General features: G+C 64.8%; 25 protein-coding genes. 10 read left to right on the top strand and 15 right to left on the bottom strand.

Going from position 1 to position 21,929, the window contains the following annotated elements; translation table 11 throughout:
- The first annotated feature begins 281 nt into the window (after positions 1 to 281).
- A complete protein-coding gene (locus AC0J5J_RS02450) occupies positions 282 to 941 on the top strand; it encodes a dihydrofolate reductase family protein (protein WP_474899354.1) in 660 nt (219 codons plus the stop codon).
- 31 nt (positions 942 to 972) lie between these two features.
- Here the strand turns inward: AC0J5J_RS02450 and AC0J5J_RS02445 are convergent, their stop codons facing one another.
- A complete protein-coding gene (locus AC0J5J_RS02445) occupies positions 973 to 1,377 on the bottom strand; it encodes a VOC family protein (protein ID WP_134423287.1) in 405 nt (134 codons plus the stop codon).
- Between the two features lie 103 nt (positions 1,378 to 1,480).
- Here AC0J5J_RS02445 and AC0J5J_RS02440 point away from each other — a divergent pair, with 103 nt between their 5' ends.
- Positions 1,481 to 2,632 (top strand): winged helix DNA-binding domain-containing protein, encoded by a 1,152-nt coding sequence (locus AC0J5J_RS02440; RefSeq protein ID WP_474899352.1) that lies wholly within the window; start codon positions 1,481 to 1,483, stop codon positions 2,630 to 2,632.
- A gap of 3 nt (positions 2,633 to 2,635) precedes the next feature.
- Here the strand turns inward: AC0J5J_RS02440 and AC0J5J_RS02435 are convergent, their stop codons facing one another.
- The 9 genes from AC0J5J_RS02435 to AC0J5J_RS02395 form a co-directional block, all read right to left on the bottom strand.
- Positions 2,636 to 3,670, bottom strand: a complete 1,035-nt coding sequence (locus AC0J5J_RS02435; RefSeq protein ID WP_474899350.1) for a CNNM domain-containing protein — start codon at positions 3,668 to 3,670, stop codon at positions 2,636 to 2,638.
- A complete protein-coding gene (locus tag AC0J5J_RS02430; protein WP_474899349.1) occupies positions 3,667 to 5,085 on the bottom strand; it encodes a hemolysin family protein in 1,419 nt (472 codons plus the stop codon). The genes AC0J5J_RS02435 and AC0J5J_RS02430 overlap by 4 nt, the downstream gene beginning before the upstream one ends.
- A 185-nt stretch (positions 5,086 to 5,270) precedes the next feature.
- The gene (locus AC0J5J_RS02425) at positions 5,271 to 6,368 is read right to left on the bottom strand and encodes an ABC transporter ATP-binding protein (RefSeq protein ID WP_474899348.1); all 1,098 of its coding nucleotides are present in this window, start codon (positions 6,366 to 6,368) and stop codon (positions 5,271 to 5,273) included.
- On the bottom strand, positions 6,365 to 7,018 hold the full coding sequence (modB, locus tag AC0J5J_RS02420) for a molybdate ABC transporter permease subunit (RefSeq protein WP_198414210.1): 654 nt from the start codon (positions 7,016 to 7,018) through the stop codon (positions 6,365 to 6,367). The genes AC0J5J_RS02425 and modB overlap by 4 nt, the downstream gene beginning before the upstream one ends.
- 24 nt (positions 7,019 to 7,042) lie before the next feature.
- On the bottom strand, positions 7,043 to 7,867 hold the full coding sequence (modA, locus tag AC0J5J_RS02415) for a molybdate ABC transporter substrate-binding protein (RefSeq protein WP_474899346.1): 825 nt from the start codon (positions 7,865 to 7,867) through the stop codon (positions 7,043 to 7,045).
- Complete coding sequence (locus tag AC0J5J_RS02410) at positions 7,864 to 8,364, bottom strand: TOBE domain-containing protein (protein WP_474899344.1); 501 nt, start codon at positions 8,362 to 8,364, stop codon at positions 7,864 to 7,866. The genes modA and AC0J5J_RS02410 overlap by 4 nt, the downstream gene beginning before the upstream one ends.
- Positions 8,365 to 8,464: 100 nt before the next feature.
- On the bottom strand, positions 8,465 to 10,240 hold the full coding sequence (locus tag AC0J5J_RS02405) for a putative bifunctional diguanylate cyclase/phosphodiesterase (RefSeq protein WP_134423271.1): 1,776 nt from the start codon (positions 10,238 to 10,240) through the stop codon (positions 8,465 to 8,467).
- A 184-nt stretch (positions 10,241 to 10,424) separates the two neighbouring features.
- A complete protein-coding gene (locus AC0J5J_RS02400; RefSeq protein ID WP_420898526.1) occupies positions 10,425 to 11,351 on the bottom strand; it encodes a sigma-70 family RNA polymerase sigma factor in 927 nt (308 codons plus the stop codon).
- Positions 11,352 to 11,443: 92 nt separating this feature from the next.
- Positions 11,444 to 11,716, bottom strand: a complete 273-nt coding sequence (locus AC0J5J_RS02395; protein ID WP_474899342.1) for a hypothetical protein — start codon at positions 11,714 to 11,716, stop codon at positions 11,444 to 11,446.
- Between the two features lie 330 nt (positions 11,717 to 12,046).
- Between AC0J5J_RS02395 and AC0J5J_RS02390 the strand changes: the two genes are divergently transcribed.
- The 7 genes from AC0J5J_RS02390 (at position 12,047) to AC0J5J_RS02360 (ending at position 18,088) form a co-directional block, all read left to right on the top strand.
- Complete coding sequence (locus AC0J5J_RS02390) at positions 12,047 to 12,193, top strand: hypothetical protein (RefSeq protein WP_474899341.1); 147 nt, start codon at positions 12,047 to 12,049, stop codon at positions 12,191 to 12,193.
- Positions 12,194 to 12,231: 38 nt separating this feature from the next.
- The gene (locus tag AC0J5J_RS02385; protein WP_474899339.1) at positions 12,232 to 13,839 is read left to right on the top strand and encodes a cation:proton antiporter; all 1,608 of its coding nucleotides are present in this window, start codon (positions 12,232 to 12,234) and stop codon (positions 13,837 to 13,839) included.
- Between the two features lie 314 nt (positions 13,840 to 14,153).
- Positions 14,154 to 14,669, top strand: a complete 516-nt coding sequence (locus AC0J5J_RS02380) for a DoxX family protein (RefSeq protein ID WP_198414208.1) — start codon at positions 14,154 to 14,156, stop codon at positions 14,667 to 14,669.
- Positions 14,666 to 15,067, top strand: a complete 402-nt coding sequence (locus AC0J5J_RS02375) for an Rv1678 family membrane protein (RefSeq protein ID WP_474899337.1) — start codon at positions 14,666 to 14,668, stop codon at positions 15,065 to 15,067. The genes AC0J5J_RS02380 and AC0J5J_RS02375 overlap by 4 nt, the downstream gene beginning before the upstream one ends.
- A complete protein-coding gene (fadE16, locus tag AC0J5J_RS02370; protein WP_198414207.1) occupies positions 15,064 to 16,239 on the top strand; it encodes an Rv1679 family acyl-CoA dehydrogenase in 1,176 nt (391 codons plus the stop codon). The genes AC0J5J_RS02375 and fadE16 overlap by 4 nt, the downstream gene beginning before the upstream one ends.
- Entirely contained in the window at positions 16,236 to 17,048 is an 813-nt protein-coding gene (locus AC0J5J_RS02365; RefSeq protein WP_474899335.1) for an Rv1680 family SBP-like protein, read from the top strand. Before fadE16 ends, AC0J5J_RS02365 begins: the two co-directional genes overlap by 4 nt.
- Positions 17,042 to 18,088, top strand: coding sequence for an Rv1681 family radical SAM protein (locus AC0J5J_RS02360; protein ID WP_420898523.1), 1,047 nt, complete (start codon positions 17,042 to 17,044; stop codon positions 18,086 to 18,088). The genes AC0J5J_RS02365 and AC0J5J_RS02360 overlap by 7 nt, the downstream gene beginning before the upstream one ends.
- A gap of 98 nt (positions 18,089 to 18,186) precedes the next feature.
- Here the strand turns inward: AC0J5J_RS02360 and AC0J5J_RS02355 are convergent, their stop codons facing one another.
- From AC0J5J_RS02355 to AC0J5J_RS02340, 4 genes are read right to left on the bottom strand one after another with little or no spacing between them, the layout of a single operon-like run.
- Positions 18,187 to 19,479 (bottom strand): bifunctional alpha/beta hydrolase/OsmC family protein, encoded by a 1,293-nt coding sequence (locus AC0J5J_RS02355; RefSeq protein WP_474899333.1) that lies wholly within the window; start codon positions 19,477 to 19,479, stop codon positions 18,187 to 18,189.
- Positions 19,476 to 20,186, bottom strand: coding sequence for a haloacid dehalogenase type II (locus tag AC0J5J_RS02350; protein ID WP_474899331.1), 711 nt, complete (start codon positions 20,184 to 20,186; stop codon positions 19,476 to 19,478). The genes AC0J5J_RS02355 and AC0J5J_RS02350 overlap by 4 nt, the downstream gene beginning before the upstream one ends.
- A 55-nt stretch (positions 20,187 to 20,241) precedes the next feature.
- Positions 20,242 to 20,442 carry a helix-turn-helix domain-containing protein gene (locus tag AC0J5J_RS02345; RefSeq protein ID WP_474899329.1) on the bottom strand — a complete coding sequence of 67 codons (201 nt, stop codon included), beginning with the start codon at positions 20,440 to 20,442 and terminating at the stop codon, positions 20,242 to 20,244.
- Entirely contained in the window at positions 20,435 to 20,608 is a 174-nt protein-coding gene (locus AC0J5J_RS02340; RefSeq protein WP_474899327.1) for a hypothetical protein, read from the bottom strand. Before AC0J5J_RS02340 ends, AC0J5J_RS02345 begins: the two co-directional genes overlap by 8 nt.
- A 299-nt stretch (positions 20,609 to 20,907) precedes the next feature.
- Between AC0J5J_RS02340 and AC0J5J_RS02335 the strand changes: the two genes are divergently transcribed.
- Entirely contained in the window at positions 20,908 to 21,240 is a 333-nt protein-coding gene (locus AC0J5J_RS02335; protein WP_134423255.1) for a cupin domain-containing protein, read from the top strand.
- 166 nt (positions 21,241 to 21,406) lie between these two features.
- On the opposite strand, the gene AC0J5J_RS02330 is transcribed toward AC0J5J_RS02335, so the two are convergent.
- Positions 21,407 to 21,880 carry an SDR family oxidoreductase gene (locus tag AC0J5J_RS02330; protein WP_474899326.1) on the bottom strand — a complete coding sequence of 158 codons (474 nt, stop codon included), beginning with the start codon at positions 21,878 to 21,880 and terminating at the stop codon, positions 21,407 to 21,409.
- Between the last annotated feature and the right edge of the window lie 49 nt (positions 21,881 to 21,929).

Raw genomic sequence — 21,929 nt, 5'->3', positions numbered from 1 at the left:
GATGCGGCCGGACAATCGCTATCCACGGCGCATCTTGATCGGCGGACTCGCGGCACAGAACAGCCGCGCGGGCGAAGCTCCCACCATGCACCCTCTTACTGAATGAATCCTCAGTTTTGGCTGGCAAAGTCATCCGTAATCTGATTGGGCGCTTTCGATGCTCCCGGCCGTGACAAGGGCGAAGGCCTCCCTGCCCGTGTACATTCTTTCCTCGCCGGTCTAAGGTCATGGGGTTCGATCACCCCGGAGTTCGGCGAACGACAAGTGCTTCAGGAGATGACATGTCCCTCGTCCGTGTGCATAATTTCTCGGTCTCACTGGACGGTTTCGGCACCGGGGACGACCAGAAACTCGAGACTCCATTCGGTCACGCCGGCCAACGCCTCATGGAGTGGGCGATGGAGACGCGTACCTTTCGCGAGATGGGCTTCCACGGAGAGTCGGAGGGTTCCTTCGGCGTCGACGAGGCGTTCGCCAGCCAGTGGGGGCCCGGGATCGGCGTGGAGATCATGGGGCGCAACAAGTTCGGCCCGAAGCGCGGTCCCTGGGGCAGCGAGGAGTGGAAGGGATGGTGGGGCGCCAACCCTGTTTTCCACACCCCGGTCGTTGTCCTGACACACCATCCTCGTCCGACACTTGAAATGGAAGGCGGAACAACCTTCTATTTCGTCGACGCCGATCCTGTGTCCGCACTCCAGCGGGCTCGCGCCCTGGCCGGGGACCTCGACGTTCGGATCGGTGGCGGTGTCAGCACGATTCGGCAGTTCCTCGAGGCCGATCTGATCGACCACATGCATCTCGTTACTGTGCCGATCATTCTGGGTCGGGGCGAACGGCTCTGGGATGGACTCGAAGGGCTCGAACGACGCTTCGATATCGAAGCGACCACGTCTCCACGCGGGGTCCTCCACCTGATCTTCACCCGTCGCACGACCCGGTAGACCGGTGCCAGGCGGATCGAGCGGGTGCGTCTCACTCCGGCTCAGGTTCGTATCCGACGAGCCAGTGCAGTCCATAGCGGTCGATGACCTGGCCGTCAGAAGCACCCCAGGGCTGTGGACTGAGGTTGTCGACGATCTGTCCGCCGGCGGCGAGCTTGTCGAACCAGGTATGCAGGACTTGTGCATCCGCGGTCCCGAGCAGCGAGAGCCTGACGCCTTCAATCCGGACACTCGGCTCGCCCGGTGCCGCATCGGATCCCATCACGGCAACAACCCCGTCGAGCACACCGTGAGCAATGGCATTCGGCGGACCGTCGATGCGACCGAAATCCTCATAGGTGTGCAATGAGAGCTCTCCACCGAAGACATCCGCGTAGAAACTGAGAGCTTCACGCGCTGTACCGGGGAAAGTGACATAGATCTGCGGCGCCGTCATGTGCACAGCATACAGATCCGATCGAGGGCATCATCGAGACGGCCGGACGAGGTCGGCGCCTCGCCTGCTGGCCCGGCGACCGCGACGGCGGCATACTGTGCGGATGGGCGAGAGTGTGGATCTGCGCGAGCTGCTGGCGATGCGGTTGGTGACCCAGCGCATCCAGCGGCCTGCCTTTTCTGCTTCGGCCGGCGCGGACGCCGCGGCCGATGTCGTTCGTCATTTGCTCGCCGTGCAGGCGCAGGACTTTCCGCAGGCGGTGTGGGCTCTCGGCCTGCGCTCCGGTGACACCCGTGCGGCGGTCGAGGCGGCACTGGAGCGCGGTGAGGTCGTGCGCTCGTGGACCATGCGCGGCACCCTGCACTTCGTGGCACCCCCCGACCTGCGGTGGATGCTTCAGGTCACCCGGCCGAGGATGCTCGCACAATTCGACACCCGCCGACACGAGCTCGGCCTCGACCAGCCGACGCTCGACCGAGCCAGGGCGGTCGCTCTAGCTGTGCTCTCCGGGGGACGACGGATCGGCCGGGCGGAATTCCAGCGCGAGCTGGAGGCCGCGGGCGTACCGACGACCGGGCAGCGCGGCTACCACCTCATCCTTCACCTGGCGATCACCGGGATCGTGGTCTGGGGTCCGCCGCTGGCGGGCCAGCAGGCGCTCGTGCTGCTCGATGAGTGGGCGCCGGATGCCGGTGAGCGCCTTCCCCCCGCGGACGCCCTGGGACGCTTTCTCTCGCGGTACCTCGCCGGTCACGCCCCGGCGACAATTCGCGACTTCGCCTGGTGGGCCAGGGTGACGCTCACCGAAGCGCGCGCTGCGCTCGCCGCCATTCGCGGGCAGCTCGTCGAGATGCGGTACGGGGACCAGTGCTACTTCAGAACCATTTCGGCAGCGGAGGCGCTTGACTCCCGCGGTTCCGCCGGTCCGGTGCATGCGCTGCCCGGTTTCGACGAGTACCTTCTGGGCTACCAGGACCGGTCTCAGGCGCTGCCGGCCGAAGCCGCCCGGCTGGTCGTGCCGGGTAAGAACGGCATCTTTCTTCCGACCATCGTGTCCGGTGGCCAGGTCATCGGCACCTGGCAGCGGGCCGTGCGGCGGAACGAGGTGGCTGTCACCGCCGAACCCTTCGTCCCGCTGGACGACGCCGCAAAGCAGGCGTTCGCAGCGGCGGTCGCGCAATACGGGGAGTTCCTCGGGCTGCCGGTATCCCTGGCCTGGTCCGAGAGGGCCGGTGCCGTCTTCGACGACGCGTAACGGTCAGCTGACGACCAATGCCGCCGTCCCGTCGTCGCGCGGTAGTAGTCGCGGCAGCACGTCGGACAGGGTCACGACCCCGCGGAAGACGCCGTCGTCGACCACTACGACGAGCTGCTGGCTCGTCGCACGCATGCGGGCGAGGACCTCGTAGACAGGTGTCTCGCCTGCGATCGCCAGGGCGGAGCGTACGAAGGGGGCGGCGGGAGCATCGAGTGCCTCGAGCAGGGTATCCCGCACGTGGACGACGGCGGGTATGCCCCAGTGCGGGTCACCAACCAGAATACGCATGTGGCCGGACTGAGCCGCCGCCCGCTGCACGTCGGCCACCGTCGCATCGAGGGGCACGACGGTCGGCGTGGCTCGGGCGCCGACGAGCGCGTCCAGGCGCAGCGTCTCCATTTCGATCGCCCCTTCGAGCTGCTGCTGGAAGGAGCTGTCGAGCATGCCCGTGCGGGCAGACATCTCCACAAGGTGGCGGATCGTCTCGGCGTTCTGACCACCCACGGCGGCACTCTCCACAGGGACGACACCCGACGCACTCACGAGCTTGTTGGCGATGCTGTTGATCCACATCAGGAGGGGACGGAAGGGCCAGATGAAGATGCGGGACGGGATGCCGATCACCTTCGCCGCAGTCTCAGGGTGGGCGATAGCCCACGATTTCGGCGCCATCTCGCCCACCACGAGGTGCAGGAAGGTGACGATGAACAGCGACAGGGAGAAGGCGAGAAAGCCGGCAGCCCACTCGGGGAGCCCCCATGCCGAGAGTACGGGCCCAAGCCAGTAGTCGAGCGCCGGCTTGGTGACGGCGCCGAGTGCGAACGTGCAGGCCGTGATCCCCAGTTGAGCACCGGCGAGCATCAAAGTCAGTTCGTTCACGCCCTTGAGGGCTGCTCGGGCAGAGCGATTCGTCGCCGCGGTCGCCTCGAGGCGGTGACGTCGTGCGCCCAGCAGTGCGAACTCGATGATCACGAAGAACGCGCTGAGTGCAATCAGGATGACGGTGACGATCGCCACGATAAGCCCATCGCTCATCCGTCAACCCCCGTCGTGTCGTCGGCACCCGGTTCGAAACCGATCTGCGGTTCCCGATCGTCGCCGAGGGCCTCAATGAGGGTCACCCGCACCTCGTGCGGAACGTGACGTTCGACGGTGAGGATCTCGATCTCGAGTGACCTGTGCACGTCGTCGTTTCGGACGAGATCGGCAGGGTCATCGGGCAAGGAAACACGGATGGTCTCACCCGCGAGGGGCAACCCACCACGCTCGGCAATGATGAGCCCCGCGACGGTCTCGAAGTCTCCGACGGGCAACTCGTACCCGATCGCGCGGTGCATCTCATCGACGTGAACGTCACCGCCCATCAGCCAGACTGCGTCGCCGTCAGAGTCGACCGAGGGCGCTGACTCTGCGTCGTGCTCATCGGTGATCTCGCCGACGATCTCTTCCGCGAGATCTTCGAGGGTGAGCACACCGGCAAAGCCGCCGTATTCGTCGATCACGCACGCGAGTTCGTTGCGCGCACGGGTGATCTCGGCCAGGGCATCCGGCAATTTCATCAGCGTCGACAGCACAACCGCTGGCTGCATGAGTGCGGTTACGGGGGCGTGCTCAGAAAGAGTCGAGCCGAGAACGTCAGCGAGTTGCACGACCCCGAGAGGCTGGCTCTCGTCGTCCACCACCGGATAGCGGGTATGGGCACGCGCCATGAGTTCCCGCACCTCACCGATCGTTGTGTCCGGACGGACCGTCGCAACGAGTGAACGGGGAATCATCGCGTGCTCCACGTCCTGGTTGGGGAATTCAAGGATGCGATCGAGCATCAGGGACAGTTCGGCGGGCAGGTCGCCGCTGTTGCGGGAGTCCGAGACGATGCGCTCCAGGTCCTGTGCCGTGGCGCTGGAGTCGACGTCGTGCACGGGTTCGATGCGCAGAAGACGCAACAGCGCGTTGGCCGCGAAATCGAAGATGGCGATGAGCCATCCGAACACCGCAAGGTAGATCGTGGTCGACCGAGCCAGGCCGCGCGCGAGGGGTTCGGGGTTGGCAATGGCGAGGTTCTTCGGGTACAGCTCGCCGAAGATCATCTGCACAACTGTCGCAAGAATCAAAGCGATAACAGTGCCCAGCGTGACGCTGACGGCCATCGACACGCCGACTCCGCCGAGCAGCGTGCCGAGGGATTCACCGATGAGCGGCTGGGCGACGAAGCCGACAAGAAGACCGGTGACGGTGATGCCCAGTTGCGCCCCGGAGAGCATGAATGAGGTCCGCTTGGTGACACCGAGTGCGCGTACCGCTGCGGCGTCCCCTGCTGCCGCGCGGGCGCCGAGCCGGTTGCGGTCCACCGACATGTAGGCGAATTCCTGGGCGACGAAGTAGCCGTTGGCCGCGATGATCAGAAGTGTGATGACGATTCCGAGCAATAACAGGAGCAGGGTTTCAATCACGAGAACGTCATCCCGTCACGCTGCGGCGGGAACGATCGCATTCGGTTGGGAGTCGTGCATGGCCGGTCGATAGCCCAAAGGGCCATGGCTGGTGAGCCCACAGTTGCGGTCAACGCCTCTCGAAGTACTGTCTGAACGGTAGAAGGACTCAGGATATCGGGTAATTCCGCCAGAACGATCCATTGCTAGGGAACAACCAGGTGCAGGGCAGACGGGGCGATGACGCTGGTGACCGGCATACCGACATGGAATCCGGCGAGAGCTTGATCGCGGCGGGTCACGAAGCAGATCAGCGGAAACCCCGCGTCAAGGTCGATGCGCACGATGGAGGATTCCTCGGTCACCGCCGTAACCCTGCTGGCAATGCGGTTGGTCGTCGGCAGGCCCGGCGCGTCGGGGGGTGCCACGTCAAGACCGACGTCCCCCGCCCGAATGCAGATGACGACGCCCCGCCCGGCAGGGTGCTGGTCGTGGACCGTGTCGGGGCTGGCCAGGAGCTCAGCGTGGCCGCTGCGAATCCGCAGTCCACCACGGGAGATTCCCACGATGGTGCCGGAGACGGTGTTCTCCATTCCTACCGCTCGGGCGACATCCCGGTCGGCGGGGCGTTCGAAGACATCCGTGGGAGTTCCGATCTGCCGAACGCTTCCGTCGATCAGGACCACGAGTTGGTCGGCTAGAGAGAGGGCTTCGTCGCGGTCGTGGGTGACGATGATCGCGGGGATCCCGGCGTTCAGGATGAGCTGGCGCAGCTCCGTGCGCAGGCTGAGCCGAGTGGGAGCATCCAGGGCAGAAAGCGGCTCGTCCAGCAGCAGCAAGCGGGGCCGGGGAGCGAGGGTGCGGGCGAGAGCGACACGTTGGGCTTCACCGCCGGAGAGCTCCCGGATCTTCCTGTGCTCGAAGCCACTGACACCGGCGCTCCGGAGCGCCTCCTGGACCCTCAGTACCCGCTCCGACCGGGACATCGAGCCCAGCCCGTAACTCACGTTCTGGGCGACATCGAGATGTGGGAACAGAGCCAACTCCTGGAACATGTACCCGATACCGCGGTCCTGCGCGCGAACGTGTTGGCGTTCGCCGTCGTCGAGTACGTCATCGCCCAGGGTCAGCCGACCCGTCGAAATTCGATCCAGGCCCGCGACACAGCGCAGAATGGTCGATTTCCCCGACCCGGAGGGACCGAACAGAACGGTCACCCCGGGATCGTCCAAGGAGACCTGAAAATCGGCATCAACGATGTGGCGGCGCATCCGGATGGACAGGACGCTCTCCCCCGAGATCATGTCCGCGCCCAGAGCAGCGCACCACGGCGTTGCACTGCATAGGTCGCGGTCAGGACAAGGAGCGAGAAGATGAGGAGCACCAGACTGGTCAAACCGGCGGCTGCGTAGTCGAAGGACTGCACGGAGTCATAGACGGAGATGGAGACGGTGCGGGTCTGGCCAGGGATATTGCCGCCGACCATGAGGACGACACCGAATTCACCGATCGTGTGGGCGAAGGTGAGAACACCCGCCGTGGTCAGTCCGGCGCGTGAGAGGGGAAGAGTGATCTTCCACAGTGTGGCGGCCGAACTCCGGCCCAGCATCGTGGAGGCGTCGAGCAGTCGTCGGTCGACGCCGGCGAATGCTGCGAGCAGCGGCTGAACGGCGAAAGGCAGGCTGTAGAGAATGGATGCGATGAGCAGCCCGGTGAAGGTGAACGCGAGTGTCGCCCCGGTGAGCTCCTTCCACCAGCGACCGAACGGCGACGCCGTCCCCAGCGCGACGAGGACGTAGTAGCCGAGGACGGTCGGCGGCAGCACCAGGGGCAGGGCGACAATCGCCTCCACCACCACGGTCCAACGGCGACGCGAAAAAGCCAACCAAGAGGCGAGAGGCACGGCGATGACGAGCAGGATCGCCGTGGTCAGCACAGCAAGCCGCAGACTCACGCCAATCGCCTGCCAGTCCACCGGTCAGATCCCCGGGAAGGAGAAACCGTACCGGGCGAGGATTTCTGACCCGGAATCGCTGAGCATGACGTCCTTGAGCGTGTGGGCACCCGCGGCCTGGGACGCATCCCCCAGAATGACACCGCCCTGATCGAGCCGAGGATAGGAATCCAGCGGCAACTCCGCCCAGGTGCCTTCCTGGCGGAGGGGGTCTGAAAGCACCAACGACTTGGCCACGATCCCGGCATCGGCGTTACCGGACTGCACGAACTCAGCCGCCTGAGCGACGTTCTCGCCCAGAACGAGCTTGGAGGCGACCTTGTCGTAGAGTCCGGCAGTCTGGAGCGCGGCGACAGCGGCTTTGCCGTAGGGAGCGTGCTCCGGGTTCGCAACGGACACGCGCTTGACCTCGGGCTTGACGAGAATGCGCAGCCCCTCGCCGGGGTCGAGGTCGGAGCCGCCGGGAACCCAGAGCACCAGCCGACCGACGCCATAGGGAAACAGATCCTTCTCGTCGGCCAGTCCCGCATCCACGAGCTGCTGTGGGTAGGTCAGATCGGCGGACAGGAAGATGTCGAACGGCGCCCCGTTTTGGATCTGCTGCAGGAAAGTCCCCGACGATCCGTAGGTGATCTGGACTTTGAGTGAGGGATCGTCTTTCTCGGCCAGTGCGGCAATGTCGTCGAGGGCGAATTTGAGATCAGCCGCGGCAGCGACCGTCACGACCACCGAGCCCGTCCGCACGTCCGACGAATCGGGTTGCGCTGCCGGTGCGGCACCCGTGGCACAGCCCGCGAGCAGCAGGAGCGATGCGCCCAGAGCCAGCATGCGGCCGAAGCGGCTGCTCATGAACGATCCGAAGAGGGCGTCTCGACGAGGACCGTGGTCGCTTTGACCACGGCTGTCGCCAACGAGCCCGGCTCCAGACCCAACTCATCGGCAGCTTCCCGGGTCATCATGGACACCACCCGGAAAGGCCCGGCCTGGATCTCCACCAGGGCGATGAGCCCCTCCCGCTGCACATTCGTGACGATTCCGTCCAGGCGGTTGCGAGCCGAACTATGAGTGTCGGCCGGACCGTCTTGATCGCGGCGTTCTCGAACGAACTTCGCGACCTCAGAACCCGGAATAACCATCCGGCCAACGTCCGGTTGCAGAGCCGTGAGCCGACCCTGATCCACCCAGCGCCGAACGGTATCGTCGCTCACACGCAGCAGTGACGCAACTTCGCTAAACCGCAGATTCGTCATAATCATCGAGAATACACACTGTTCGAGACGAAAGTAGGCTATATGCTCCTTCTTCGAGGGTTTGGCAGTGCGCCCGCCTGCCGAAGAAGCCTCCATTCTTCCTCCCGGCCGCGCTGTGAACGGCATTGGGCGACTTCGGCGCGTCCGCGGTGTCGATGAGGCGCAATGCGGCGTCCCTCCTGCGCACACCCCGAATTTACTTGGCACCCCGTATCGACCGACTGTCGCTCATAACGGAGGCCCTGTCGCAATGTTGCGACAGTTGTTCCGGGGCGACGGGCCGCGAAACGAGGTAGCCCTGCACCGTGTCACAGCGCAAATCGCGCAGGAGTTGCAGTTGGCTCGGGCGTTCGACACCTTCGGCTGTGACCGAGAGCCCGATGGCATGAGCGGTGTCGATGATCCCGCCCACGAGAAGGGCGTCCGAGGGCGAGGAATCGATGTTGTCGACGAAGGTCTTGTCGATCTTCACCGTGGTCAGCGGCAGGCTGCGCAGCAGCGCAAGGGAAGAGAAACCGGTGCCATAGTCGTCCAAGGCGATACTGATTCCGGCCTCCCGGAGCTGCTGGAGCTGGCCGATCGCCCGTGGCAGATCCGTGATCGCGGCACCCTCGGTGATTTCTACCTCGATCAGGTGCGCGGGCACGTTGTGGCGGTGGAGTGCGGACACGAGGTCGGGAACGATGGTTCGGGCTGCGAGTTGGAGTGGAGACACGTTCACTGCGATCCGGCGCGGGGTTCCCGCATCCAACCACGTCCTGGCCTGGGCGCAGGCCTCGTTGATGACTCGCTGCCCGATGCGAAGGATGTCGCCGGACAGTTCCATGATCGGAATGAATTCCGCGGGAGACACGGCGCCCAGCACCGGGTCGGTCCAGCGGAGCAGCGCCTCCACGGCCGAGCGGTCGCCGCTGGCCAGGTCCATTTGCGGTTGATAGTGCAACGTGAAGGCACGAGTCTCGAAGGCCTCCGGCAGGCGCCGCCGGATGAGTGCGTTCCGCACGATCGGAGCAGCCTCTCCGTGCCCGTCGAGCCGCGCGACCTGGCGCTTACCGGCCTGCTTGGCCTTGAGCATCGCTCCGTCGGCGTGGCGGAGAAGCGCGTCAAGCCTGCTCAGCTCCCGTTCCGCCGCGACATCACCGACCGTCGCGATGCCGACGGATGCTGAAACGTGCAGCAGGTGGCCGTCGCAGACGAACGGCACCGACGCCCCGAGCACGACTCGGTCCGCGATGGCAAGGAGCTGCACATCATCCACATCGACCAGCAACACCGCGAACTCGTCACCGCCGAGGCGGGCGAGGACATCGGTGGGGCGGACAAGGTGACGCAGCCGGTCGGCGAATCCGATCAGGATCTCGTCCCCGGCCTGATGGCCGAAGGTGTCATTGATGGCTTTGAAACCGTCGAGGTCGATGTAGAGAACCGCAATGCGGGTCATATCCTCTGTGCCCTCAATCGACGCGGCACCGCTCTCCTCCAGTTGTCGCCGGTTGGGCAGGCCGGTCAGCGGATCGTGCAGAGCGGCATAACGAAACTCGGCCGACAACCGTTCAAAAATCTGGGACACCGAGACGACCCGGGGGCCCTCGTCGGTCAGCACGAGCACGTCCCGGTACCGGTTGCCCTCCGGCATCTCGAGGATGCGCTGCGCCGCGTTCGCCAGACTCATCTGCCCCGGCAGAGCGAAAGAGTTCTCCGGCACCATCTGGATGGCCGTTGACCGGGCATGCAGACCGCGACCGAACCCCAACCGGCCGGTCAACGTGAACTCGACCTGTTCCCGAGTCAGCAGGAAGCAGATTCCGTTTTCGTGCACGACGAGGGAACGAAGCTGTTGGTCCGCACGAAAGACACGGTCGATCTCTGTCACCGGCGTCGTGGCGGACACCTGCTGGACGCTGGTGGCAAGGTCAGCCAGAGACCCGACCCGGTCGGCGCGGTCGAGAACGGTGTCACGGATGGAACTCATCTTTCATGAGTACCCGACCGTGGCCTCCGACCCATCTGGACCCGCCGTAGTTTGCCAGCTGTTCAGCCGCCCGACGGATTCAACCCCGAGCGGCGTATGACTGCTGACAATGCCCGGTGCAGCCGGTTGCGAAATTCACTGAGCCGGGCGGACTGGCCGGCGAGGTTGTGCGGCGCGTATCGGGTCACTCTCGGAGGTAGAGCTCCAGGGCCGGCGTGCGCATCATCGCCAGAGCCCGTTTCTCAATCTGGCGGATGCGCTCCCGGGTCACACCCTCCCGGACGGCGATCTGCTCGAGGGTGCGAGGCTGGTCGCCGTTCAACCCGAACCGGGCCTCCAGAATCATGCGCTCCCGTGTGGGTAGCGCATCGAGATGAAACGTGATGTCAGACCGGCGTAAGGCCAGGGCCGCGTATTCCTCCGGCTGGGGCAGATCATCGTCCATGATCAGCTCAGAGATGTCGGCCAGGCCCTCACCGAGTGGGGTCTGATAGGAGATTGGTTCGACATCCCAGTCGAGCAATGCCCTCACGTCGGCCATCGGAGCCCGGCAGGCCTCGGCCAGCTCCGTCAGGGTGGGTTCGCGATACAGAGTTCCGATGAGGTCACTGCGGATGCGCTTGACCCTGTTCAGCTTCTCCACGGCGTGCAACGGGATCCGAATGGTTCGTCCGGCGCCAACCATGCCCCGGTGGATGGCCTGTCGGATCCACCAGACTCCATAGGTGGAGAACTTGTACCCGGTCGTGTAATCGAATTTCTCCACAGCACGCAGCAGGCCAAGGTTGCCTTCCTGGATCAGGTCCATGATCGGAATCCGACGGCCGGAGTACCGTTTGGCGACGCTGACCACCAGGCGCAAGTTAGCCTCAATGAACCGGGTCTTCGACCGGTCACCGTCACGGGCAAGCCAGGTGAGGTCCCGGGTCAGAACCGGATCGGCCATGCCTCGGGCAAGACGTGCGGCCGCGAACAGCCCAACCTCGATCCGCCGGCCCAGATCAACCTCCTCCTCCGCGGTGAGAAGTTCCACCCTGCCGATCTTTCGCAGGTACGACCCGAACGTGTCCGTCGGCCCCCGACCGTATCGTGCCGACGTGGGACGAGGCACGGAAGCCGGTGGGGCTGCGGTCCACAGAGGTTCGGCCGATTCGGAGTCAGGCATCTCCCATTCGCCAGCCATGGAGTCCTGGTCCGATGAACTCACTGGCTGACCGTCCCACCCGTGATATCTGCCACCGCGCTGGTTACCGAGGGCACATACGTTCTCTTCAGCGGCCGTGTCACATCCATCGCCTCAACAACGTGACCGGGCTGCTGGAAGAAACCCAGCAGAACCGAGACTTGATCGTCGGGTCGCCTGCGCCCCTGAACCATCCAGGCGGTCGGAGAGAGCTCATTGACGCTGACACCAGCATGCGCGAGTGAGGTCTGATCACTATTTTTCATTTCTAACCTGCTTAGATATTTGATCATTGAGAATACACACCGGGCCGAGCCTCCTCAAGAGACAAAATCACCCCGGGTCGGGCAGCAGGTGCCTGCCCAGACAACATGCGTACGGGGCAGGTCCAGGGGGTGGCAGCCTGCATAGAAAGCCCATATACGTCGCCGTTGCGACGTGGTGGGCTGTCATCGTGATCGAGCCGAACGAACTGGTCGGAAAGCGCGGGTCGGCCGTCCAGCGGGAGCCCATTCGTGGAGCGGCGCGGTACAGTCCGCGATCGCAGACGGCTGGCGCTCGCGTCGGCGATGACCTAGGTTGTGAGCACACCCCATCCGTGGCATCTGACGCAGGAGTGAATCGTGACCGCATCCGAGCCGGGTCCCTCCGTTCTACCCCCGAACACCGGCACCCGGGTGATGGGCGGAGCCGGCCAGGTCGGGGACCGGCTGGTCGGTGGAGGGCAGTGGCACGCACTGGCCCGATACGGTCGACACCTGAACGGGTGATGGTGGTCGGCTTGGACCCGTTCGCCACAATGGCGGCCGTGCTCACGGTGGCCGCGATCGTCGCTTTCATCGCGCACCGTGCGCGTCAGCCGCTCATCGTGGCTTTCATACTCGTGGGTGTGATCGTCGGCCCATCGCTCTTGGGCTGGGTGGAGGAGAAGGGCACTCTTGAACTACTGGCCGAGATCGGCATCGCGATCCTGCTCTTCCTTGTGGGTCTCAGGCTAGACATCCGGCTGGTCAAGTCGATCGGGCGTGTGGCGCTTGTCACCGGGCTCGGCCAGGTACTGTTCACCTCACTCGTCGGCTTCGGCCTCGCGCTTCTCTTCGGGATGCCCGTGGTCGTGGCCGCTTACGTGGCCGTGGCGCTGACCTTCTCGTCGACGATCATCATCGTGAAGCTGTTGTCGGACAAGCGCGAACTCGATGAACTCCATGGCAGGATCGCCCTGGGATTCCTGATCGTGCAGGACATCGTCGTTATCGTGGTGATGATCGTCCTCTCAAGCTTCGGCAGTGAGCGCGATGGCTCTTTGATGGAGCAGATTCTGTTCGTGCTGCTCGCGGCAATCGGACTCATCGGTGGCCTTGCCGTCGCGATGCGCTGGGTTCTCCCCCGCCTCCTGACGTTCGTTGCGAACTCGCCCGAGTTATTGATCGTGTGCTCGATCGCCTGGGCTGTGGCGGTGGCCGCTCTCACCGACTATCTGGGCTTCTCCGTGGAAGTAGGCGCGTTCCTTGCCGGCTTCGCGCTTGCATCGACCCGGTTCCGGGAGTCGATCGCGTCGTCCTTGTCGGGCATCCGCGATTTCCTGCTGCTGTTTTTCTTCATCGCGCTCGGCGCTCAGCTCGACTTCTCCTCGATCGGCGAGCAGGTGCCGGCCGCACTGGCTTTTTCCGCGTTCGTCCTCATCGGCAATCCGCTCATCGTTCTCGTGATCATGGGGGTGATGGGGTACCCCAAACGCGTCTCGTTCCTGGCCGGCCTCGCCGTCGCGCAGATCAGCGAGTTCTCGCTGATCCTGGTTGCCCTCGGCCGCGACCTCGGCCATGTGGACAACGACACCGTCGGACTCGTGACGCTCGTCGGGATGATCACAATCGGAACATCCACCTACATGATCCTGTACTCAAAACAACTGTTCGCCGTGCTCGAGCCCGTGCTCGGCATATTCGAGCGCCGCCGCACGATCAACGTTTCGTTACCCGAGCCGAAAGCGTACGACGTGATCGTCTTCGGCAACGGGCGGTTCGGAAGGCGCCTGATCGAGGAATTCGCAATCCTCGGCTACTCGGTTCTGGTGGTTGATTGGGACCCCTACGCGAAGATCGGCCTCGACAATGCGGCGATTGCGGATCGCGTGTCACTGGTTCACGGGGACGCGAGGAATATCGAATTTCCAGCGAGCCTTCCCCTGAGAACAGCAAAGTGGGTTGTCAGCACAATCCCGAACGTTGAGATCAATAAAGTTCTGGCCATCTCCCTCCGAGATCACGGCGCGACCGCCCCGATTGCGGTGACGGTCCACCGCGAAGCGGAAGCGGCCGAGTTCAGCAGGGAGATTGACGAGAAAATCGTCAATCTCGTTCTCGAGCCCTTCGACGACGCGGCAGACGACGCCATCGCCGCGCTGAGAGCCCTCTGAAACCTTCGTGGCAGAGCCGATCTGGCTACTCGATTGGCCGGAGAGTGAACGAAACGACCAGATCAGGCGGAGGGCCTGATCAGATCTCATTCACACACCCGGTGGGGCCTCCTCGAGAGGCTAATACGTGTCGGGGGCAGTCGTCCCGGTGAAACGGCCTGAAACATTGCGGATGCGTCAGTCTCGACCGAACAGGATCCTGGCGGATCTCCGATCCGTCAGGATCTCGTAATGTTTTCGTCGTTGTGCTCGGCGCTTGATGTGGCTTGACTAAATTTTGTCGAGAGGAACCCATGTCCACAACGGCAAGCGCATTGGTCGACACCCCGGCGATGACGCGCGCTTCGCGGATCATGATCGCTGCGCTCCGATGCGGCGTCGCCCTCATGTGGATCCAGAATGTGGCGTGGAAGATTCCCCCGGACTTTGGCCGAGCGAACAACGAGGGCCTGTTCTTCTGGGCCGGCCTGGCGGTGTCGCATCCGGTGTTTGCGCCGTATTCAACGTTCGTTGACGTGGTCGTGCTGCCGAACATTGAGGTCTTCGGATGGTTCACGCTTCTGATCGAGGGCGGGCTGGGCGCATTCCTGCTGATCGGCCTCGCGACACGATTCTGGGCCATCGTCGGTATCGGCCAAACATTGGCGATCACCCTCTCGGTTCTGTTCGCGCCCCATGAGTGGCAGTGGTCGTATTACCTGATGGGGCTGGCTCATCTCGCGATCTTCGCGACCGCAGCCGGGCGCTGCTACGGAGTCGACGGGGTCCTGCGCACGGCGTGGTCTGCGTCTTCCGGACGCGTCTCACGGCTCATGCTGAGGGTGTCATGACGGTCGTATCCGGCACATCGAGTGCCTACGACCGCGGGGCGAATGTGATCGGTGCCGCCGCGATCATCCTCGCCGGTTTCGTGTTCGGCGCCTCGCTCCCGATTGAGTTTCGATTCGTGAACATGGGACCGGTTGGCGCAAGCATCCTCGTGGCCGGCGGCATTCTCTCGATCGTGAGCGGCATCATCCGGAGCCGGCTGCTGCGATTGATTGCAGGGGCGCTGCTTACGGGGGCCGCCCTCCTCCAGCTCGTGGGGCTCGCCCTCTCGGTCCGGCCTCTCGGCGGGGACGCCTCTGCGATGGCGGTGGCCGGCGGCCTGGGCATCGGACTCCTCGCACTCTCGTTTTCACCACCTTCCCCAGCCCAGCCGCACAACCCGACGAAAGGCAGACCGTGATCGACGTTGTCAAACAACTGGAGCCCGTTGTGGAGATCGCCCGCAAACATGCGCACGACGTGGATGCTGAGGGCCGGTTTCCCGAGGAAGCCGTCGCCGCGCTGCGGTCATCGGGACTGCTCGGACTGACTCTTCCGACCGAGGTCGGCGGGCTGGGCCGAGGACCTCGGGAGCTGGTCCTGGTGGCCGGCGCCCTCGCCGGCGCCTGCGGATCGACCGCGATGATCTACCTCATGCACGTGAGCGCCGCGATGCCGATCGCTGCAGCGCCGCCCACGGGGATGCCGGGACTGCTCGCCGACCTCGCCAGCGGCCGCTCGCTTGCCTCGCTGGCCTTCTCCGAAGCGGGTTCGCGCTCGCATTTCTGGGCGCCCGTTTCGCGGGCGACGTCGACACCAGAGGGCATCCGGGTTTCCGCGAAGAAGAGCTGGGTCACGTCGGCCGGCCACGCCGACGTCTACGTCATGTCCACGGGCACACCGGATGCGGACGGTGTGGACCTCTTCGCGATCGCCGCCGGGTCGACCGGCCTGTCGATCGATCGCCCGTGGAAGGGCATGGGCTTCCGTGGGAACTGCTCGAGCCCGATGACCGTCGACGTCGACACGACCGAGGGCTTCCGTTTAGGCGCGGCCGGTGGGGGGTTCGACCTGATGATGGGGCATGTGTTGCCGTGGTTCAACCTGGGTAACTCTGCCGTGTCGATCGGTCTCAGCCGGGCAGCGGTCGATGCCGCCGTGCGGCACACGATGGGGGCGCGGCTCGAGCATCTCGATCAGAGCCTGTCGTCATTGCCGACCATCCGGGCCCAGCTCGCGAAGATGTCGATCGATCTCGCCAATGCGAGCGCCTATCTCGACGTGGCCGCGGGAAAGGTCGCCGCTCCCGAAGATGACACGCCTCTCTTCGTGCTCGGCAGCAAAGCATCGTCAAACGATGCTGCACTGCGTGTCACGGATGTCGCCATGCGCGTCTGCGGCGGGGCGGCGTTCTCTGAGCACCTGCAGATCGACCGCTACTTCCGCGACGCTCGAGCGGGACACGTGATGGCCCCGACATCCGACGTGCTCTACGAGTTCTACGGTCGGGCGATCACCGGCAGACCCCTCTTCGATGCGCCGAAGGCGGCTTCCGGGGCCCCACAGTCCGAGACGGCCGGGGCCGCAGCATGACCGCTCCACTCGTCATCGGCTCGGTCGCCTACTCGCCCAACGTCGTACCGATCTGGGAAGGGTTGCGGGACTACTTCGCCGAGACCACGACACCGATCGACTTCGTGCTGTTCTCCAATTACGGCAGACAAGTCGATGCTCTCATCTCCGGGTCGCTCGATCTCGCCTGGAACACCAATCTCGCCTGGGTGCGCACCGTCGCCCAGACCGATGGCGCCTGCCGCGCACTCGCATCGCGCGACTCGGATCTCATCTTCAAGACGGTGTTCGTGGCTCGATCAGGGAGCGGATTCACGTCACTCGAGAGCCTTCGGGGCCGCCGCCTGGTTCTGGGATCGCGTGATTCGGCACAGGCGGCGATCCTGCCGATACACTTCCTGCGCGAGGCCGGCCTCAGCGAGGGAGACGTCAGTCTCACCCGGATCGACAGCGACGTGGGAAAGCACGGCGACACCGGTCGAAGTGAGTTAGACGCTCTGCGCGCCGTCCTCGATGATCGCGCGGATGCCGCCGCGATCGGCATCAACACGTGGCAGGCGATCGGGCGAGGCGAGTTGCTGCCCGGGGCGTTCGAATCGTTCTGGACTTCGCCCGAGTACAGCCACTGCACCTTCACCGCGATGCCCTCGCTCACGGTTGAGCGCGCGGATCCATGGGTCGCGAATCTGCTCGCCATGGATTGGACGAATCCGCAGCATCGTCCGATCATGGAGATGGAGGGACTGCAGGCCTGGGTGCCTCCGAGGCTCGAGGGCTACGCGTCCCTCGTCGCAGCGGTGAGCGAGCAGAGAATCGCCCCGAGATGGTGACCCCGACCTCACCTGTGAGCCTCCCTGGGGCCGAACGCACCGCGATGGGCGTCGTGCTCGACCTCATCGAAGGCATCAGGCGTGTACCCACTGGCGGAACGGCGACTGTCGAACTTCGGCAAGCACACCCTGCTGCCGCGCTGGACCTCATTGCGGCTTGGTGTGCCGCGAGCGGCAACGAAATCGTCGTGGCCGAGGAATTATCCGTGACCGTTCGTCACGGGCGCACTCCCGACCCGCTCGCGCAACTCGACCCCTCGCAACGACCAGGATCGCGGGTGTGGGTCTACACGAACTTCGACTGTAACCTCGCCTGCGACTACTGTTGCGTTCGCTCGTCACCGAAAGCAGAACGGCGGGCGATCGGAGCCGACCGGCTCCAGCAGATCGCCCGTGAGGCCGCCGACGCGGGCGTCAGCGAACTCATCCTCACGGGAGGCGAGCCTTTCCTCCTGAACGACCTCGATGATCTCGTGAACTCGTGCACCGACCAACTCCCCACGACACTGCTCACCAACGGAATGCTGTTCCGCGGAGCACGGCTCGAACGCCTGCGCCGAATGGATCGGTCCCGGCTCACCCTCCAGGTCAGCGTCGACTCAGCCACTCCGGCCATCCACGACAGTCACCGTGGAACCGGGTCGTGGGCGAAGGCCGTCACCGGCATCCGCATCGCACACGATGAGGGGTTCCGCGTGAAGGTCGCGGCCACTCTCCCCGCCGATCAGATCCACGAACTCGACCCATTCCACGACTTCCTCGACACCCTCGGAATCTCACGCGAGGATCAGGTTATTCGCGCGCTCGCGCACCGCGGCGTGTCCGACTCCGGCATCGAGCTCACGGTCGACTCGCTGATCCCCGAGGTAACGATCACAGCCGACGGTGTGTACTGGCATCCAGTCGCAGCCGATCACGACGACCAGTTCGTGACCCGCGACATCTTTCCCCTTGCCGACGCGATCGCAGAGATCACCCGCCGGTTCGTCGAACACCGCCGCGCGGCCGACCGCGCCGCGGAGTGGTTCCCCTGCGCCTAGACAGCCCGGCTGGACCGACCAGTGCCCGGCAACCATCCCGGGACACCAGGGCGGCGCAATGCCGGTCCGACACTGTGCGTGGTCGGCGATCGGGAGTGCTACCCGGCCTGGACTCCGACATCCAAGTCATCTCTGATTGCTGTGGAACCTCGATCGCCGTCGGCGACCGTCGTGTCGATGACGATTTCCGAGTGCAGGGTGCGGTGCACGGGGCATTTATCGGCAATTTCGCGCAACCGCTGACGCTGCTCGTCGTCGAGGTCACCGTCGAACCGGATGACCCGTTCGATGCGGTCCACCTGGCCGGTTTCGGTCTCGCAGTTACTGCAGTCCTGCGCATGGATTCGGGAGTGCCGCAGCGAAACAGTGACCTTCTCCAGCGGCCACTTCTTGCGCTGGGCATACATCCGCACCGTCATCGAAGTGCAGGCACCCAGGCCGGCCAGTAAGAAATCATAGGGCGACGGGCCGCTGTCGGTACCGATGGGAGCGGGCTCGTCCGCGGTCAGCCGGTGCCGACCGATCCTGATCTGCTGGGCGAAGGCCCCGGTCCCGGTCTCGGCCACGACGACGAGTCCTTCAGCCGGGTCGTCCGGCGTGGAGGATGCAGCCGGCTCCGGGAGCGCGGCGAATGCGTAGCGGCCGGCCCAGGTGGCGAGCATAGCGGCCGCGTAGGCGGCATCCGCCGGCTTCGTGAGCAGGTGGTCGGCCCCGTCGAGCGCCACGAACGATTTCGGATGCCGGGCTGCCTCGTAGATGCGCCGCGCGTTGTCGGCATCGACGATGGCGTCGGTCGGAGAGTGCATCACGAGCAGGGCCGCGCCCAGGCTGCCAATGCGCTGGGCTTGAGGCTGGGCGGCGATATCGTCGAGGAACTGACGACGGATGCGGAAGGTACGGCCGGAGAGTTCAACCTCGGCTTCGCCGCACGCCTCGATCTCGGTGCGGCTCTCACTCAACAGGTGCGAAAGATGATTCGGGTCCGCCGGCGCCCCGATCGTCGCCACGGCCCGCACCTCGGGGATGCGGTGGGTGACGGCAAGCACGGCGGCCCCGCCCAGCGAGTGCCCGATTAGAAGAGTTGGCGCCGCGTAGTGCTGACGCAGATAATCGGCGGCGTGCACCAGATCCTCGATGTTGGAACTGAAGTTGGTGTTGGCGAAGTCTCCCCCGGACTGGCCCAGGCCGGTGAAGTCGAACCGGAGCACCGCGATTCCGAAGTCGGTCAGGGCGCGGGAGATGCGGGCGGCCGCGAGCACGTCTTTGCTGCACGTGAAGCAGTGCGCGAACAGTGCGTAGGCCCGGGGCGTCGACTCCGGCAGGTCCAGACGCGCCGCCAACGCCGACCCCTGGGAGCCGGGGAACGCCAGTCTCTCGCTGTGCCTAATCATGCGTTGTCCGTTCTCTTGTTGATCGTGCGAGGGTCGGGGGCGAGCCGGGTGGCCAATTCGCCGAGGGCGGTGATGGTGTGGTCCGGTGCCGTGAAGTAGCTGGGGTAGGTTTCATCGGTGCGGTTCAGCCACGCGGTGCGGAGGCCCGCCTGGGCTGCCCCATGGATGTCCCAGGGGTGCACGGCCACCAGGAGCAGGTCGGACGGCTGGACGCCGCAGGCATCCGCGGCGTACTCGTAGGCAGAGCGAACCGGCTTCCAGGCCGGGGCGTCTTCCACCGTGAGCAGGGCCTCGAAGTCGCCGCGGAGACCCGCCCGGGTGAGGAGGGACTCGGCCACCTGCGCGGATCCGTTGGAGAACGTCACCAGGCGCAACCCCGCCCGCTTCAGCTCGAGGATGCCGTCGGTGATGTCCGGGTGCAGGCTCAACGTTTCGAAGCCGTCCATCACGTGGCGCACCGCGTCGTCGTGGCCGCGGGTCAGGGCGACGTCGCGGAGGACCCCGCGCAGGATCTCGGATCCGATCATCGAGAATTTCGCGGTGCCGCCCGCGGCGGCCAGGGCGAAACCGTCCCGCAGCAGCGTGGCGAACCAGACCCGGGCCAGGGAGGCCGGAGCGCCGACCTCCACGAACCGGGCGCTCAGCGGGGACATGTCGGAGAGGGTCTCGTTGACGTCGAACACGATCACTGAGGGCGTGCTGGTCATAACGGGTTCCTTTGGTCAGTGCGGGTGGTGCCGGTCGTGCAACCTCGCTGGTCGGTCACGCCGTGCGCCGGGCGACAACGCGCAGTGCGGAGGCATCCTGGATGACAATGCGTCCCCGGCACTGCCGGATCAGGTTACGGGCGGTGAAATCGGCCATGGTCTTGCTGGTCGCCTCCCGGGTCGCGCCGAGCAGCCCGGCCAGCTGCTCGTGCACACCCATTTCGTCTCCGCACTTCTCAAGCAATTTCTCACGCACGGCTCGTGAGGATATGCACGACCGTCAGCCCCAGAGTAGCCCCGTAGATCAGATGCCCCATCAGAGAGAACACGCTGGTCATGTCCAGGACGACGAGGGGCATCCCCAGCATCAGGGGCATCATCACCAGCGGTCCGAGACCCCACCAGATGGCGCCGTCGGCCAAGCCGACGAGGGTTCCGCGGGTATACCCGGTGAGCAGGTAGATCGCGCGTGAAGCTCCAGCCTCCGAGAGTATGAAGGTGTGATGAAACGCCCCTCAATTCACAGTGACAGGCACACCTCGGCCGATTTGATCGATGCCCCAAGCCGCTTCGAGCTCAAGATCAAGCACATCGAGTCAGTAAATGGCCACAAACCGAGAGTGCACTAGGGCATCCCAGGTCACTCCAACCGGGTAGTGAGCGCGCGGCCGAATAGCGGTCCCACCTGTCGTCGACAGACCAGGACAGTGAGAATGGAACTATGCAAAAGATCTCGATCGAAGCCTTCGCCCGCGAACATCTGAAGACCGCCGCCGCCAGCACAAGTGGTCGCGCCGCCGGGACGGTCTTCGGCGGCCACGAAAGAGTGATGCGTCAAACCGTCATCGCATTGCTGACCGGGGTTTCCCTCAGCGAGCATGAAAATCCGGGCGAAGCGACGATCTATGTTCTCAGCGGACGCGTGCGGCTGAAAGCCGGCGACGACGTCTGGGAGGGGCGAACCGGTGATTTCCTGATCGTTCCGGACGCACGCCACAGCCTGGAAGCAGTCGAGGACTCCACGGTCCTAATGACCGTGGCCAAAACGAGCTAGATCGCCTCGTGCGCGCCGCGATCCTGTTCCGAACGCAGCGAGATGTGACACCAGTCCGCGCCCATTCTCGTGACGCCGATACTTCGTGAGTTCGCCCTTCTCCAGTTCCACTTCTACGCTCATTCTTGCCAATTTCGGCCTCCTCGGCTGAAGCACAGAGGGGTGACTAGTTGAAGACCATTCCGCCGTCAACCAGAATCGACTGGCCGGTGACGTAGTTGGAGTCCGGTCCGGCCAGGAACGAGACGACGCCCGCGACGTCGGCCACCACGGCGAGGCGGTCCAGAGCGATGCCCTTGGTGAATTGTTCCCAACCCCACGCCTCCGGCTGGCCGTTGTCGGCGGCCAGCTTCTTCGCCAGGTTCTCCATCAGGGGCGTCCTCACTATGCCGGGGGCGAAGCTGTTGACCGTGATGCCCAGCGGGGCGAGGTCGCGAGCTGCGATCTGGGACAGACCACGAATCGCGAACTGCGTCGACGAGTACAACGTCAGGCCGGGGTTGCCGATGTGGCCGGCCTGGGACGCGGCACTGATGATCTTCCCTCCGTGTCCGAGTTCCGTGAACGCCTTGGTGGCAGCCTGGATTCCGCAGATCACGCTGTTGTACACGGGGCGGTGCTGGCGATGCGCCAGCCGCATTCAGAACAACCACATCGGGCTGGCCGGATGTGACACCAACGATCACGCA

The sequence above is a fragment of the Cryobacterium sp. TS_SC_7 genome (assembly GCF_056156285.1).
The sequence above is the reverse complement of the archived record's forward strand: the minus strand, read 5'-3'. Positions and strand labels throughout refer to the sequence as shown.

Excerpts from the sequence above, each read along its gene's own strand:
- AC0J5J_RS02450 (WP_474899354.1), top strand. The coding sequence starts at position 282 with ATGTCCCTCGTCCGTGTGCATAATTTCTCGGTCTCACTGGACGGTTTC.
- AC0J5J_RS02445 (WP_134423287.1), bottom strand. The coding sequence starts at position 1,377 with ATGACGGCGCCGCAGATCTATGTCACTTTCCCCGGTACAGCGCGTGAA.
- AC0J5J_RS02440 (WP_474899352.1), top strand. The coding sequence starts at position 1,481 with ATGGGCGAGAGTGTGGATCTGCGCGAGCTGCTGGCGATGCGGTTGGTG.
- AC0J5J_RS02435 (WP_474899350.1), bottom strand. The coding sequence starts at position 3,670 with ATGAGCGATGGGCTTATCGTGGCGATCGTCACCGTCATCCTGATTGCA.
- AC0J5J_RS02425 (WP_474899348.1), bottom strand. The coding sequence starts at position 6,368 with ATGATCTCGGGGGAGAGCGTCCTGTCCATCCGGATGCGCCGCCACATC.
- modA (WP_474899346.1), bottom strand. The coding sequence starts at position 7,867 with ATGAGCAGCCGCTTCGGCCGCATGCTGGCTCTGGGCGCATCGCTCCTG.
- AC0J5J_RS02410 (WP_474899344.1), bottom strand. The coding sequence starts at position 8,364 with ATGGAGGCTTCTTCGGCAGGCGGGCGCACTGCCAAACCCTCGAAGAAG.
- AC0J5J_RS02405 (WP_134423271.1), bottom strand. The coding sequence starts at position 10,240 with ATGAGTTCCATCCGTGACACCGTTCTCGACCGCGCCGACCGGGTCGGG.
- AC0J5J_RS02395 (WP_474899342.1), bottom strand. The coding sequence starts at position 11,716 with ATGATCAAATATCTAAGCAGGTTAGAAATGAAAAATAGTGATCAGACC.
- AC0J5J_RS02375 (WP_474899337.1), top strand. The coding sequence starts at position 14,666 with ATGACGGTCGTATCCGGCACATCGAGTGCCTACGACCGCGGGGCGAAT.
- AC0J5J_RS02365 (WP_474899335.1), top strand. The coding sequence starts at position 16,236 with ATGACCGCTCCACTCGTCATCGGCTCGGTCGCCTACTCGCCCAACGTC.
- AC0J5J_RS02360 (WP_420898523.1), top strand. The coding sequence starts at position 17,042 with ATGGTGACCCCGACCTCACCTGTGAGCCTCCCTGGGGCCGAACGCACC.
- AC0J5J_RS02355 (WP_474899333.1), bottom strand. The coding sequence starts at position 19,479 with ATGATTAGGCACAGCGAGAGACTGGCGTTCCCCGGCTCCCAGGGGTCG.
- AC0J5J_RS02350 (WP_474899331.1), bottom strand. The coding sequence starts at position 20,186 with ATGACCAGCACGCCCTCAGTGATCGTGTTCGACGTCAACGAGACCCTC.
- AC0J5J_RS02335 (WP_134423255.1), top strand. The coding sequence starts at position 20,908 with ATGCAAAAGATCTCGATCGAAGCCTTCGCCCGCGAACATCTGAAGACC.
- AC0J5J_RS02330 (WP_474899326.1), bottom strand. The coding sequence starts at position 21,880 with ATGCGGCTGGCGCATCGCCAGCACCGCCCCGTGTACAACAGCGTGATC.